This window comes from Alkalicoccus chagannorensis DSM 18086 (assembly GCF_000429725.1).
Classification (GTDB): Bacteria; Bacillota; Bacilli; order Bacillales; family Salisediminibacteriaceae; genus Alkalicoccus; species Alkalicoccus chagannorensis.
The window spans coordinates 88,268-101,773 of record NZ_AUCK01000014.1; the positions used below are offsets into that span (position 1 = coordinate 88,268).

The 13,506-nt window shown below is 56.1% G+C and carries 16 protein-coding genes; all 16 read left to right on the forward strand.

Going from position 1 to position 13,506, the window contains the following annotated elements:
- Positions 1-103: 103 nt before the first annotated feature.
- Positions 104-1,045: an HPr(Ser) kinase/phosphatase gene (hprK, locus tag G477_RS0109330; RefSeq protein ID WP_026697727.1), complete on the forward strand. Its 942-nt coding sequence runs from the start codon at positions 104-106 to the stop codon at positions 1,043-1,045.
- A 27-nt stretch (positions 1,046-1,072) separates the two neighbouring features.
- Complete coding sequence (lgt, locus tag G477_RS0109335) at positions 1,073-1,885, forward strand: prolipoprotein diacylglyceryl transferase (protein WP_026697728.1); 813 nt, start codon at positions 1,073-1,075, stop codon at positions 1,883-1,885.
- Positions 1,878-2,831 (forward strand): nucleoside recognition domain-containing protein, encoded by a 954-nt coding sequence (locus tag G477_RS0109340; protein ID WP_245575453.1) that lies wholly within the window; start codon positions 1,878-1,880, stop codon positions 2,829-2,831. Before lgt ends, G477_RS0109340 begins: the two co-directional genes overlap by 8 nt.
- 30 nt (positions 2,832-2,861) lie before the next feature.
- Entirely contained in the window at positions 2,862-3,515 is a 654-nt protein-coding gene (gene ppaX / locus G477_RS0109345) for a pyrophosphatase PpaX (protein WP_026697730.1), read from the forward strand.
- An 11-nt stretch (positions 3,516-3,526) separates the two neighbouring features.
- Positions 3,527-4,030, forward strand: coding sequence for an acyltransferase (locus tag G477_RS0109350; RefSeq protein WP_026697731.1), 504 nt, complete (start codon positions 3,527-3,529; stop codon positions 4,028-4,030).
- 353 nt (positions 4,031-4,383) lie between these two features.
- Positions 4,384-5,571, forward strand: coding sequence for an ATP phosphoribosyltransferase regulatory subunit (locus G477_RS0109360; RefSeq protein ID WP_026697733.1), 1,188 nt, complete (start codon positions 4,384-4,386; stop codon positions 5,569-5,571).
- On the forward strand, positions 5,571-6,215 hold the full coding sequence (gene hisG, locus G477_RS0109365) for an ATP phosphoribosyltransferase (protein WP_026697734.1): 645 nt from the start codon (positions 5,571-5,573) through the stop codon (positions 6,213-6,215). Before G477_RS0109360 ends, hisG begins: the two co-directional genes overlap by 1 nt.
- On the forward strand, positions 6,212-7,495 hold the full coding sequence (gene hisD / locus G477_RS0109370; RefSeq protein WP_026697735.1) for a histidinol dehydrogenase: 1,284 nt from the start codon (positions 6,212-6,214) through the stop codon (positions 7,493-7,495). The genes hisG and hisD overlap by 4 nt, the downstream gene beginning before the upstream one ends.
- The gene (hisB, locus tag G477_RS0109375; protein WP_026697736.1) at positions 7,488-8,081 is read left to right on the forward strand and encodes an imidazoleglycerol-phosphate dehydratase HisB; all 594 of its coding nucleotides are present in this window, start codon (positions 7,488-7,490) and stop codon (positions 8,079-8,081) included. The genes hisD and hisB overlap by 8 nt, the downstream gene beginning before the upstream one ends.
- Positions 8,078-8,701 carry an imidazole glycerol phosphate synthase subunit HisH gene (gene hisH, locus G477_RS0109380; protein ID WP_026697737.1) on the forward strand — a complete coding sequence of 208 codons (624 nt, stop codon included), beginning with the start codon at positions 8,078-8,080 and terminating at the stop codon, positions 8,699-8,701. Before hisB ends, hisH begins: the two co-directional genes overlap by 4 nt.
- Positions 8,694-9,428, forward strand: coding sequence for a 1-(5-phosphoribosyl)-5-[(5-phosphoribosylamino)methylideneamino]imidazole-4-carboxamide isomerase (hisA, locus tag G477_RS0109385; RefSeq protein ID WP_026697738.1), 735 nt, complete (start codon positions 8,694-8,696; stop codon positions 9,426-9,428). The genes hisH and hisA overlap by 8 nt, the downstream gene beginning before the upstream one ends.
- Positions 9,428-10,186 carry an imidazole glycerol phosphate synthase subunit HisF gene (hisF, locus tag G477_RS0109390; protein WP_026697739.1) on the forward strand — a complete coding sequence of 253 codons (759 nt, stop codon included), beginning with the start codon at positions 9,428-9,430 and terminating at the stop codon, positions 10,184-10,186. The genes hisA and hisF overlap by 1 nt, the downstream gene beginning before the upstream one ends.
- Positions 10,183-10,824, forward strand: a complete 642-nt coding sequence (hisIE, locus tag G477_RS0109395) for a bifunctional phosphoribosyl-AMP cyclohydrolase/phosphoribosyl-ATP diphosphatase HisIE (protein WP_026697740.1) — start codon at positions 10,183-10,185, stop codon at positions 10,822-10,824. The genes hisF and hisIE overlap by 4 nt, the downstream gene beginning before the upstream one ends.
- Before the next feature lie 127 nt (positions 10,825-10,951).
- Positions 10,952-11,509 carry a sugar O-acetyltransferase gene (locus tag G477_RS0109400; RefSeq protein WP_035211681.1) on the forward strand — a complete coding sequence of 186 codons (558 nt, stop codon included), beginning with the start codon at positions 10,952-10,954 and terminating at the stop codon, positions 11,507-11,509.
- Between the two features lie 92 nt (positions 11,510-11,601).
- Entirely contained in the window at positions 11,602-12,900 is a 1,299-nt protein-coding gene (locus tag G477_RS0109405; RefSeq protein ID WP_026697742.1) for an ArgE/DapE family deacylase, read from the forward strand.
- Between the two features lie 367 nt (positions 12,901-13,267).
- On the forward strand, positions 13,268-13,506 hold a 239-nt coding region (locus tag G477_RS0109415), incomplete at its 3' end, for a hypothetical protein (RefSeq protein ID WP_026697744.1).

Genomic DNA, 13,506 nt, shown 5'->3' on the forward strand with positions numbered 1-13,506 from the left:
GTCTGCACAAGGCGCCTGATCCGGTAAACTCCATCTGCCCCTGCGGAAATAACATATGCTACAATAGACAGCAGGAAAGTGAAAGAAGAAAGGGGCCCTCCTCATGGCAGAAGTAACAGCAAAAGACCTGCTCGAACAATTTCATCTGACGCTGGTAAACGATGAAGAGTCCGTCACGTACCGGCCGATCACGACGTCGGATATTTCCCGTCCAGGCATGGAAATGGCCGGCTATTTCACGTACTATCCGGCGAAGCGGATCCAGCTGCTCGGGAAAACCGAACTGTCCTTCTTTGAACAGTTGTCAGAAGACCACAAACAGGATCGCATGATGCGCCTTTGTACATACGATACCCCTGCGATTATCCTGTCACGGGACATGGAAGCACCGGATGTCCTGAAGGAAGCAGCAAATGAGGTCGGGGTGCCGGTGTTTTCCACCGATATCACCACCACCCGGCTCAGTTCCAAGCTCATGATGTATCTCGAGAGCAAGCTCGCTCCGATGACAGCGCTCCACGGTGTGCTTATTGATATATACGGCATCGGGGTGCTGATCACCGGTTCCAGCGGCGTCGGGAAGAGTGAAACAGCACTAGACCTGGTTCGCCGCGGACACCGGCTGGTAGCGGATGACTCAGTGGAAATCCGGCAGGAGCAGGACGGCGTACTCGTAGGCAGGTCCCCGGAGTTGATCCGGCACCTGCTCGAAATCCGCGGTCTTGGCATTATCAATGTGATGACGCTGTTCGGTGCGGGGTCCGTCCGCAACGAAAAACGGATCGGCCTCTCCATCGATCTGGAAGCCTGGGACCAGAAGAAGCAGTACGACCGCCTCGGACTCGATGAAGATCATCTGCAGGTGTTCGATACCGATCTGCCGAAAATCACCGTTCCGGTCAGACCGGGACGGAACCTCGCCGTCATTATTGAAGTTGCGGCCATGAATTTCCGGTTGAAGCGGATGGGAATCAACGCGGCCGAGCAGTTTTCCGAGCGGCTCACGTCGGTCATTGAAGAGGGCGATCACGATCATGACGTGTAACACGCTTGAAGAAGGGATGAAATGATGATGATTTTGCAGACACAGCCACTGGACCCGATTGCGTTCGAAATCGGACCCATCACCGTATTCTGGTACGGGATTTTAATTGGTCTCGGAGCGTTTCTCGGGTACCTGCTGGCGAATCACGAGGCGAAAAAGCGCGGGCTGCCGGATGACTTCCTGGCAGACTTGCTGCTGTTCGCCCTGCCGGCGGCGATTATCGGCGCCAGGCTTTACTATGTTATTTTCCGCTGGGAGCAGTTTGCGGACAACCCGTTATCCGCGGTGGCTGTCTGGGAAGGCGGTCTCGCCATCCACGGAGGCTTGATCGGCGCTGTCCTGACAGCGCTCTGGTTCTGCCGGCGCCGCGGAGTTTCTTTCTGGAAGGTAGCCGACATTACCGCTCCGAGTATTCTGCTCGGTCAGGCCATCGGCCGCTGGGGCAACTTCATGAACCAGGAAGTGTACGGCGGTGAAGTGTCCCGCAGCTTTCTGGAAGGACTGCTGCTCCCGGACTTTATTATCGATCAAATGTTCATTAACGGGGCCTACTATCACCCGACGTTTCTGTACGAGTCGATTTGGAATCTGCTCGGGGTGGCGCTCCTGCTTTATCTGAGGCGGGTCAATCTCCGACGGGGTGAAATGTTTATCACGTACGCCATGTACTATTCGCTCGGGCGCCTCTTCATCGAAGGGATCCGCACTGACTACCTGCTCCTCTTCGGTACATTCCGGACCGCACAGGTGGTCTCCATCCTCGTCATTGTCGGCGGGGCCGTGCTGATCTGGTACCGCCGCAGCGCAGGCCTGGCAGAAAAGAGATATCTGGATGATTAAACGGATGCTGCCGACGCTGAAGCAGGGGCTTCTCGTCGGCCTGCAGACGACCTGGAAACTAGGGAAAATCATCTTTCCCATCACGCTGATCGTCACCATGCTCAGCCAGACGGCCGTGATGGACTGGCTGACGCAGCTGCTTGCACCGATGATGAGCTGGATCGGCCTTCCCGGGGAAGCGGCACTGCCGCTCGTCCTCGGGAATTTTCTGAATCTGTACGCGGCCATCGGGGCGATGCTGACGATGGAATTCACCGTAAAAGAAGTTTTCATCCTCGCTGTGATGCTGTCTTTCTCCCATAATTTGTTCGTTGAGTCTGCTGTAGCGAAGCAGATTGGATTGAAAATCAGTGTCGTCCTTGCTGTCCGGATTGGTCTCGCGCTTGTCTCTGCCTGGCTGATCCACCTGCTGTGGCAGGGCGGCAGCGAACAAGCAAGCTATGGATTTGTTCCTGCCAGGCCGGCAGAGGTCGAAGGGCTGCTGCCGATTCTGCAGTACGGCGTGGAGAGTGCCGTGATTGGTATTCTGCAGCTGGCCGCGATCGTGATTCCGATCATGCTCTTCGTTCAGATGATGAAAGATCTGCGCTGGCTGCCGGTTTTCTCTCGGTGGATGACGCCGATGACAAAGCTTCTCGGCGTCAAGCCGAATACGTCCACGACCCTTGCTTCCGGGCTGCTTTTCGGTCTTGCCTACGGGGCGGGGGTCATGATTCAGGCAGCAAAAGAAGATGGCGTGGATAAAAAAGATTTATACCTTGTTTTTATTTTCCTCGTTGCCTGCCACGCGGTGATCGAGGACACGCTGATTTTCGCCCCGCTCGGGGTTCCGCTGCTGCCGCTGCTGCTGGTCCGGTTTACGACAGCCGTTCTTCTGACCATCGCTGTTGCAGTAGTATGGAAGAAAGTAGAACAGAAACAAAAAGACGATGCAGAGGCAGCCTGATCGGGCACCTCGTAGAAAGGAAGTGGATGCATGAAAAACATAGATACGGTGCTCTTCGATCTGGATGGCACCCTCATTGATACGATGGATCTCATCGTGACGTCGTTTCAGCACACGCTGGATGCCTATTTCCCGGGAACGTACACGAGGCAGGACATCGCAGGTTTCATCGGACCGCCGCTCTCGGAAACATTCGAGCGCCTGAATCCGGATCACGTCGAAGAAATGATCGAGGTATACCGCCGTTTCAACCACGAACATCACGATGATCTTGTACGGGCGTATCATGGCGTGGATCATACGCTGGAGAAGCTGCATGAGGAAGGCTATGCGATGGCGGTTGTCACGACGAAACGCCACGACACCGCACGAAAAGGACTGCAGTTGATGAACATGGAGAAGTACTTTCCGGTGGTCGTCGCGCTGGATGATGTTACGCGCTGGAAACCGGACCCGGAACCAGTGGATCAGGCGCTGCACAAACTTGGTCGACAGGCGGAAAAGGCCATCATGATCGGAGACAGCGAGCATGATATTCTCGCCGGGAAAAATGCAGGAGCCTACGCAGCCGGGGTGGCATGGTCCATCAAAGGTCGCGAACACCTGGAGCGTTTTGCTCCGGACGTTATGCTTGAAACGATGCCGGACCTGCTTGGCTATCTGCGGCAGCCGTCCGGAAGCTGAGGAGGAGAACCATGCCGAGACGAACGGACCGCTATCCAGTAAAAACGGCAAACTCGCTCTGGCACGTGTACCGCACGGTGCCCTTTCTGAAAGTCGTGAGAAATTTCATTGTCATACAGGTCGCGCGCTACATGCCGTTTCTGCCGGTGAAAAACATGCTGTACCGGAGGCTGCTCGGCATGGACGTCGGTCCCCGGGCGGCGGTGGCGCTGATGGTCATGATGGATGTAATGTTTCCCGAGAAAATCTCGATTGGTAAGAACTCCGTCATCGGGTACAATACGACGATCCTGGCGCATGAGTACCTCATCGATGAGTATCGTCTCGGACGAGTGAACATCGGCGATAATGTAATGATCGGCGCCAATGCGACCATCCTTCCGGGAGTCACAATCGGGGATGGCGCGGTCGTCTCTGCGGCGACCCTGGTGCATAAAGATGTTCCCCCGGGTGCGTTTGTCGGAGGAAACCCGATGAAAATTATCCGCGAAGGAAGAGAAACGACAGAACAGTAGAACAGCTGAATCCACCGCAGGGGCAGCTGCCGGTGGCCCTCACGCCAGAAGGAAGCGCTTCTGGCGTGAGGGTCTGCGGTCCGGCATGAAGAAAGCCTGTGTTCTTCCGAAAGGAAGGCGTGCGCGGACCCGGCAGCGGCGCGCATGCCGTTCCGACGATCAGGCCTCAAGCCCTGCTGCTCCACGCGCCCTGCATTGCCGCGGAGACGGAGAACCTTCTTTTTCTCTGCGAGAATGCAGGCTGTACCTCCGCTGTTGACGCGGAAAGACTGGAACGGTAAACTACTCATTACAGAACTTTATTGCTCTATTACGTTAGCAGACTAAAGTGAAGCCGTAGAAAGGATGTCACGATGACGAAATTATTTATGTTTGAAAAGCCACAGGGGATGCGGGATACCCTGCCGGAACTCTATACATTGAAGGAGCAGGTAAAAGGAGCGGTCTCCAGCGAAGTCCACCAGTGGGGATACGAACCTGTCGAAACCCCTACCGTAGAATTCAATGAAACGGTTGGAGGGGCGTCTGCGATTCTGGATCAGCAGCTGTTCAAACTGCTCGACCAGCAGGGGAACACACTGGTGCTTCGTCCGGATATGACGGCTCCAATTGCACGAATTGCTGCATCAAGCCTGAAGCAGGCGCAGCGGCCGCTCCGTCTGACGTATGATGCACCTGTCTTTCGTGCGCAGCAGTACGAAGGAGGACGACCTGCGGAATTCGAACAAGTCGGAGTCGAACTGATCGGCGATGAATCAGCAGGAGCTGATGCGGAAGTGATTTCCCTCATGCTCTCTTCGCTGCAGCGGGCTGATATCCAGTCGTTTCAGGCGGCTGTCGGTCACGTCGGTTTTGTGAATGCGCTTCTGCAGGAGGTTCTCGGCAACGAAGCCCGCGCGCTTGAATTCCGCCGCTATCTGTATGAGAAGAACTACGTTGGGTTCCGCAAAGCAGTGGACGAACTGCCGCTGTCTTCCCTCGATCAGCGTCGTCTGCATCAGCTCCTCCGTCTGAAAGGCGGACCGGAAGTACTGGATCAGGCAGCAGAACTGGTTGAATCGACGGAAGGCCGTGCCGCCCTGGCCCAGCTTCGTCAGCTGCTGGACATTCTCCACGACTACGGCATGGACGAGCATATCATGATTGATTTGAATCTCGTGATGCACATGAGCTATTACACAGGAACGGTGTTCGAAGCCTACAGCGAAGGGCTTGGATATCCGCTCGGCGGCGGCGGCCGCTACGACCAGCTGCTCGGCCAGTTCCACCACGGAGAGCCGGCAACCGGATTCGGCCTGCGGGTCGATCGGCTGACGGAGGCACTCGGACGGGCAAAGCAGGGCGTCGAAAAAGACCTCTGCCTCATATTCAGTGCGGAGCGCCGACGGGAAGCGATCACGCATGCGGCTGATCTGCGTCGCGAAGGGCGTGCGGTTGTCATGCAGGAAATCGGCGGGATTGCTGACGTAGACGCTTATTCCGCACTGTTCCACGAAGTGATTTATTTTATTGGCTCGAACGGAAATGGAGGGGCTCGATGATGACGAGCGGACTATTAACGGTAGCAATGCCGAAAGGCCGGATTTTTGAAGAAGCGGTGGGACTTCTGCGCGAAGCAGGCTATAACCTGCCGCCGGAATTTGACGACTCCCGCAGACTGATCATTGATGCACCGGAATCCGGGATGCGGTTTATCCTCGCGAAGCCGATGGACGTACCGACGTATGTCGAACACGGCGTCGCTGATGTCGGCGTAGCCGGAAAGGACGTCATGATTGAAGAAGAACGGGATGTCTACGAAGTACTCGATTTGAAGATCAGTGCCTGTTACATGGCCGTTGCGGCACTGCCGACGTACCGGGCGGAGGAAGACGTCAATCCGAAGATCGCCTCCAAGTATCCGAAGCTCACGGCAGACTATTTCCGGGAGCAGGGCGAACAGGTGGAGATCATCAAACTGAACGGCTCGATTGAACTTGCGCCGATCGTCGGCCTCGCGGACCGGATCGTCGATATAGTGTCGACAGGCCAGACGCTGAAAGAAAATGGCCTCGTGGAAATGGAAACGATGATCCCGATCACTTCTCGTTTTATTGTCAACCCCGTCAGCTACCGCACGAAGGCAGCCGTGATTGATGATATGGTGGACCGTCTCGCAGCCGTGATTGAGGAGGGGGTTTCATGAACGTCACCCCGCTGAGCAGCCATATAAGTTTGAAACGGTCGCTGGATCAGGGAACGTCTAACCAGCGGCGGTCGGTTGAAAGCATACTCGCGGACGTGAAAGCACAGGGAGACGAAGCGGTTGCCCGGTACACGAAGCAGTTTGACGGCGTGGAGCTGGCGGACAGACGTGTCAGTGCGGCGGAAACGGCTGCAGCGCTCGAACGGGTGTCAGAAGAAACGAAGGCACTTATCCGCGAAGCGGCAGCCAACGTCCGCGACTTCCATGAACGTCAGCGGCAGGAAACGTGGATCACGACAAAACCGGACGGCACGATTCTCGGACAGAAAGTCACGCCGCTCGATGCAGCCGGGGTTTACGTACCGGGAGGACGGGCCGCGTATCCTTCCTCTATTCTGATGAATGTTATTCCGGCACAGACTGCCGGCGTGGAGCGGATTGTGATGGTCTCTCCTCCCCAGCCGGACGGCAGCCTCAATGATACCGTGCTTGCAACAGCAGCAGAGCTGGGTATTACAGAAATATACAAAGTCGGCGGGGCACAGGCCGTCGCAGCACTGGCTTACGGCACGGAAACGATCGCTCCTGTCGACAAGATCACCGGTCCGGGCAACATCTTTGTGGCGCTTGCGAAACAGCTCGTTTACGGAACGGTGGATATCGACATGATCGCCGGGCCGAGTGAAGTCGTGATCCTTGCCGATGAGTCGGGACACGGGGACTTCATCGCAGCGGACATGCTGAGCCAGGCCGAGCACGACCCGATGTCGTCTGCTGTTCTCGTAACGACGAGCCGCGAGCTGGCAGAGGAGACCGCGGCAGAAGTGGAACGTCAGCTGCAGACACTCCCGAAAGAAGCGATTGCACGGGAAGCGATCGAAACGCACAGCGCGATTTATACAGCGGCGGACATGGACGAAGGGGTATGGGCGGTCAATGAACTGGCCCCAGAGCACCTTGAACTGCATACAGCCAAGCCGTGGGAAGTAATGAGCCGCATCCGCCATGCGGGAGCGATTTTCCTCGGTGAGAACAGCTCGGAGCCGGTCGGCGACTACTTTGCCGGACCGAATCACGTTCTTCCGACGAACGGAACCGCACGGTTTTCGAGTCCCCTGAACGTGGAGGACTTCACGAAAAAATCGAGCATCATCTCCTATAGTGAACGGGCACTGCACGAACACGGAGAGAAAATTGCGGCTTTTGCCCGGCTGGAAGACCTGGAAGCGCATGCGCGGGCAGTGGAACTACGACTCGGAAAGGATGAAGAACATGAGTGATCGGCAGGCGTCTGTAACGAGAAAAACGAAAGAAACGCAGATAGAGCTGACATGGCAGCTGGATGGAGAAGGCAAGGCCGACCTGCATACGGATGTTCCATTTATGACGCACATGATCGACCTCTTCACGAAGCACGGGCTGTTTGATGTGACGCTGGATGCGCGCGGGGATGTAGACATCGATGATCATCATACAACGGAAGATATCGGGATTGTTCTCGGCAGTGCCCTCCAGGAAGCACTCGGGGATAAAAAAGGCATCCGCCGCTATGGATCCGCCTTTGTTCCGATGGATGATGCCCTTGCTCATGTCGTCATCGACTTGAGCAACCGGCCGCACATGGAACTGCGCGGGGACATTCCACACCGCAAGCTCGGCACGTTTGATACCGAGCTCGTGGAGGAATTCCTCTGGAAGTTTGCACTGGAAGCGAGAATGAATCTGCACGTGCACGTGCATTACGGGACGAATGCCCATCACATCATCGAAGCTGTCTTCAAAGCGCTCGGCCGCGCTCTGGACGAAGCTGTCAGCATCGATCCGCGGGTGAAGGGCGTTCCGTCAACGAAAGGAAGTCTGTCATGATCGGGATTATCGACTACGGCATGGGGAACCTGCACAGCGTCACGAAAGCGGTGGAACGACTGGGCGAGACCCCGTTTCTCTCCAGTCATGCCGAAAAACTCGCAGAAGCGGATCTGCTGATTCTTCCTGGCGTCGGAGCGTTTAAAGACGGGATGGAAGAGCTGAGGAAACGGGGGCTGGATACCTTTATTCAACAGTGGGCCGGCGATGGGAAGCCGATTCTCGGCATCTGCCTCGGCATGCAGCTCCTCTTTGACGAAAGCGAGGAGTTCGGTACAACGAAAGGCCTTGGACTGCTGCCCGGCCGCGTGGAGCGATTTCCGCAGGGGGCGGCGAAGATTCCACACATGGGCTGGAATAACCTGATCTTCAAGCAGCCGCAGCATCCGCTGCTCTACCAAGTGGAAGAAGGCTATGTCTATTTCGTTCACTCCTACTATGTGAACGCCGCAGAAGACATTCTTCTCGCTTCCGCCGAGTACGCAGGCGTGGAAGTGGCAGCAGTCACGGCGTCCGGCAGTGTCTGGGGAACGCAGTTTCACCCGGAAAAAAGCAGCCACGTCGGCATGAGTCTGCTGCGTAATTTTGTGAATCAGAAAGGGGGCGTCCGCGCTGAGTAGTTTTACGATCTATCCCGCAATCGACATGCGCGGCGGCAAATGTGTCCGTCTGCTGCAAGGCGATTATGATCAGGAGACCGTCTACGGCGATTCGCCTTACGACATGGCAGCCGCTTTCGCAGAAAAGGGAGCTTCCTGGATCCACATGGTGGACCTGGACGGTGCCAAAGAGGGCACCCCAGTCAACCATGACCACGTCATTCGTGCTGCCGGCTCTCTCCAGGCGCGTATTCAGATAGGGGGCGGCATCCGGACGGAAGAAGACGTCGCCCGTTACCTGGATGCCGGCGTCGCCCGAGTGATTCTCGGCAGCTCCGCCATCGCCGATCCCGGTTTCGTCCGCCGTATGCTGCAGCGCTACGGCGGGGACCGGATTGCGATCGGTATCGATGCCCGTGATGGCTTTGTGGCAACCCACGGCTGGCTGGAAACATCCGAAGTTAAAGCGGAGACGCTCGGCCGGGAATTAGCGGAAGCCGGTGCAGAGACGTTCATCATGACCGATATTTCACGCGATGGGATGATGAGCGGTCCGAATACCGAGGCGATTGCTTCGCTCGGCCAAGCGACGAACCGGGAAGTAATTGCCTCGGGCGGTGTGAGCTCGATGGAAGACCTTCGGCTGCTGGCTGCTGAACAGGGCATTTCCGGTGCTATTATCGGTAAAGCTCTTTACACGGATGCGATTGACATCAAGCATGCCATCGCGGAAGTGGAGGTGCGCTGATGCTGACGAAACGAATCATTCCCTGCCTCGATGTGAAGGACGGCAGGGTGGTCAAAGGTGTCCAGTTCGTCAACCTTCGTGACGCCGGAGATCCAGTGGAACTTTCGACGTTTTATGACCAGCAGGGCGCAGATGAACTCGTCTTTCTCGATATTTCTGCTTCGCACGAAGGCAGGGACACGATGGTAGACGTCGTCGAAGAAGTGGCCGGTACGCTGGCGATTCCATTCACGGTTGGCGGAGGTATCAACTCGCTGGAAGACATGAAGCGCATTCTCCGTGCCGGTGCAGATAAGGTCTCGCTCAACACGGCCGCGCTTCTCCGCCCGGAACTGATACGGGAAGGCGCTGATTTCTTCGGCACGCAGTGTATCGTCGTCGCTATCGATGCGAAATGGGACGACGAGCTGCAGTCCTGGCGCGTCTATACACACGGGGGAAGAAATCCGGTCGACAAGGAAGTGACGGCCTGGGCAGAGGAAGCCGTCGCGCAGGGGGCCGGCGAAATCCTGCTGACCAGCATGGACCAGGACGGGGAGAAAAACGGGTTTGATGAAGCCTTGACCAAAACCGTCGGCGATGCGGTCCCTGTACCGGTCATTGCCTCCGGCGGAGCGGGAAGCAAAGAACACTTCCAGACCGTCTTCCAGAAGTCCGGCGCTGATGCCGCGCTGGCGGCCTCCATCTTTCATTACAGGGAAACCTCTGTAGCGGAAGTCAAGGCGTATCTTAAAGAAAAAGGAGTGCCTATTCGATGAACCCAGCTGACCTGACCTACGATGAGAATGGGCTGATTCCCGCGGTCGTTCAAGACGCTTCCACGAAAGAAGTGCTGACGCTCGCCTACATGAACGAAGAGTCGCTGCAGATGACGCTGGAAAAAGAAGAAACCGTCTTTTACAGCAGATCCCGCAGCGAACTCTGGCATAAAGGAGCAACATCCGGGAACACGCAGCAGGTGGAGGAAATTCGCTATGACTGTGACCAGGATGCGCTCGTCGTGCTCGTAACGCCGGCCGGACCGGCGTGCCATACCGGTGCACGCAGCTGCTTCTATGAAACGCTCTGGCAGCGGAACGATGATACGCCGGAGAAGGACCGGTACGCTATCCTCGGTGAACTCGAAGCGATGCTGCAGCAGCGGGAGCAGGACATGCCGGAAGGCTCCTATACGACGTACCTCTTTGAAGAAGGCGTCGATAAAATCCTCAAGAAAGTGGGAGAAGAAGCCTCGGAGATCATCATTGCAGCGAAAAACCGCGACAAGCAGGAACTGACGTGGGAAAGCGCAGACTTTCTCTACCACTGGCTTGTGCTGCTGCAGGAGCAGAAACTCCCGATCGATGACGTGCTCCAGCGTCTTGAGGACCGTCACAGCGGAAAGAAAAACATCTAAGGACGACGAGCCCCCTGCCGGACAAGAGATTTGGCAGGGGGTTGTTTAAGAGGATAGGCATGTATGCGGTTTTCGACAGGCCAAAAGGCGCTTTGCGCTTTTGTATATGGGAAGGAGAAGATGCAGCATGACAGAACGAGAAAAGATGACAGCCGGCCTGATGTATAAGCCTTCCGATCCGGAGCTGATGGAAGACCGGCTTCGCGTCCGCCGGAAAGTCCGGGAGTATAATGCGTCCTCTCCGGCAGAAGCAGCCGGACGGGAAGATGCTCTCCGTGATATCCTCGGATCTGCAGGCAGGGAGGTTTTCATGGAACCGGACGTCCGCTTCGACTACGGATACAACATGCATGTCGGCGATCATTTCTTCGCAAACTTTGACTGCACGTTCCTCGACGTTGCGGAAATACGTATCGGAGACAACTGCATGCTCGGCCCGGGGGTGCATTTGTATACCGCTTCGCATCCACTCGGGGCCGAGGAACGGAACTCCGGCAGCGAATTTGCTATTCCTATTACGATTGGAGATAATGTCTGGATCGGCGGTGCGGCAGTCATCAATCCCGGAGTGATGATCGGTACTGGAGCTGTGGTTGCTTCCGGCGCAGTGGTGACGAAAGAAGTTCCCCCAAACACCGTCGTAGGCGGAAATCCAGCGCGTGTCCTCAAGCACCTCGATTCCTGAACGAGCACGAAGAAATCAACGGCAGCAGGTTTATATGTACGGTTGTACCGGGAATATTCTCCTTTAACAAGGATAAAGAAAGGAAGATTTCCGTGACAGAGATAAAGCAGGATGTACAAGCGCAGCTGCACGACATGGTAGACGCTGACTGGGAGGAGCAGGTGGAATTCCTCAAAGAAATCACCCGGTTCCCTTCGTTAAGTGGACAGGAAGCGGACGTGCACCGTCATATCGCCTCTTTTTTAGAGAAGGAGCTGCATCTGCAGGTAGATACATTCGGACTGGATATCGACAAGATCAAGAACCTGCCGGGATATTCGCCGGTAGAGTGGACGTACGAGAACAGCTCGATTGTCGTAGGGAAACACGAGGGATCGGAAGGAGAGGCCAACAGCCTGATTTTCCAGGGGCACACCGACGTCGTCAGCCCGGAGCCGTCGCACTTGTGGAAGCAGGATCCGTATGATCCCTGGGAGGAAAACGGGCGGCTCTACGGCCGGGGCGCCGCGGACATGAAGGCGGGACTGACCGCTTTCCTGTTTGCCTACCGTGCCCTGTACAAAGCTGGATGGCAGCCAAAGTCGAATCTGATGATGCAGTTCGTACCCGATGAGGAGCGCACCGGCAATGGGGCCCTCGCCGCCCTGCATGAAGGGTACACGGCGAAAGCTGCCCTCATACCGGAACCATTCGGCATGTTCCCGGCGAATGCACAGGTGGGCAGCCTCTGGTTCCGGGTGAAGTGGGATACGATCAAACGCACAGAAGACGGCCATGTGCAGACAAATGCCATCGAGAAATCCCAGGTGATTATCAGCCGCCTTCATGCCTTTGTGGATCGGCTGAACAAAAACGTCACCCACCCGGCATTCGCGGAAATGCGGGAGCCGATCGAACTCAATATCGGAAAAATACAGTCCGGGGACTTTGAATCCAACGAACCGGTCACGGCGAAGATGGAGGGCCGCATCGGAGTGCTGCCGGGAGAAACGGTGAAGGAACGGCAGCAGCAGATGCAGCAGCTTCTGGCAGAAGAGCTGCAGGACGATGAGTGGTTCCGTCTGCAGCCGCCGGAAATTGAATTTTACGGCTTTCATGCCGAGGCAACGGTCAGCGATGACGAGGCGCCGATCTTTCAGGCACTTGATACGGCCCATGAAACGGTGGTCGGCGAGGCCGCGCAGCGACGTTCGCTGCCGTCGACGACAGATGCCCGTTTCTTCCAGCTCTATTACGATATTGACACAGTCTGCTATGGTCCGACCGGCGGGTGTTTTCATGAAATTGATGAGTGGGTGGATTTGGAAAGCCTCAAGCAGGTAACAAAAGTGTACACGAACATGATTATCTCCTGGTGCGGCATCGAACCGATCAACAACGATCCATCCTGAACCAGCGGCTGCCAGTGATCACGACTCACGGCAGCTGCTGGTTTTTGTTATGGAACGGTTTCTTCCCGGTCCGAAGAAGCTTTTTCCGCTGGCAGCCGTATCCCAAACAGCCCGTATGTTCTTGATGTTTCAATCGAAAAGGATAATTTCTAATGTGATAAGAATGGAAATGTTCTCATTTATGGAGGCGGCGCAGTCTTGTGCCGCTGCTCGCATAGTAGAGCGGAGGAAGAAAGAACTTCTTGGCGTCGGGGTTTCGGCTTGAGTCGACAGGGTGGCGTGGTAAGCGTCAAAGAATACGTACCTGTCGAGACACGTGCGCTTTATCTATACTGAAAGCAAGCCAGTAGATAAGGAGGCACAAGGTATGAGTAACGTTACTTATGGGCAGGAGGACCGCGCTTCCTGGTGGAGAGCCGAAGGCGCTGCTTACCAGGAAAGCGGGATGAGTCTGGCAGATTGGGTAGAAACGAAAGATTACAGCCAGCGGACGTTTCATCGAAACGTCAGCACCTTCTGCCCGGAAGTCCTGGATGCGTTCAACGGATCGGATGTTACCGGGTGGTCTGCGGTCCATCTGGACCTGAACACGCCCTCGTTGACCCT

Coding starts and splice junctions, on each gene's coding strand:
- G477_RS0109340 (WP_245575453.1), top strand. CDS start 1,878: ATGATTAAACGGATGCTGCCGACGCTGAAGCAGGGGCTTCTCGTCGGC.
- hprK (WP_026697727.1), top strand. CDS start 104: ATGGCAGAAGTAACAGCAAAAGACCTGCTCGAACAATTTCATCTGACG.
- lgt (WP_026697728.1), top strand. CDS start 1,073: ATGATTTTGCAGACACAGCCACTGGACCCGATTGCGTTCGAAATCGGA.
- G477_RS0109400 (WP_035211681.1), top strand. CDS start 10,952: ATGACAGAACGAGAAAAGATGACAGCCGGCCTGATGTATAAGCCTTCC.
- hisB (WP_026697736.1), top strand. CDS start 7,488: ATGAGTGATCGGCAGGCGTCTGTAACGAGAAAAACGAAAGAAACGCAG.
- hisD (WP_026697735.1), top strand. CDS start 6,212: ATGAACGTCACCCCGCTGAGCAGCCATATAAGTTTGAAACGGTCGCTG.
- hisG (WP_026697734.1), top strand. CDS start 5,571: ATGACGAGCGGACTATTAACGGTAGCAATGCCGAAAGGCCGGATTTTT.
- hisF (WP_026697739.1), top strand. CDS start 9,428: ATGCTGACGAAACGAATCATTCCCTGCCTCGATGTGAAGGACGGCAGG.
- G477_RS0109350 (WP_026697731.1), top strand. CDS start 3,527: ATGCCGAGACGAACGGACCGCTATCCAGTAAAAACGGCAAACTCGCTC.
- ppaX (WP_026697730.1), top strand. CDS start 2,862: ATGAAAAACATAGATACGGTGCTCTTCGATCTGGATGGCACCCTCATT.
- hisH (WP_026697737.1), top strand. CDS start 8,078: ATGATCGGGATTATCGACTACGGCATGGGGAACCTGCACAGCGTCACG.
- G477_RS0109360 (WP_026697733.1), top strand. CDS start 4,384: ATGACGAAATTATTTATGTTTGAAAAGCCACAGGGGATGCGGGATACC.
- hisIE (WP_026697740.1), top strand. CDS start 10,183: ATGAACCCAGCTGACCTGACCTACGATGAGAATGGGCTGATTCCCGCG.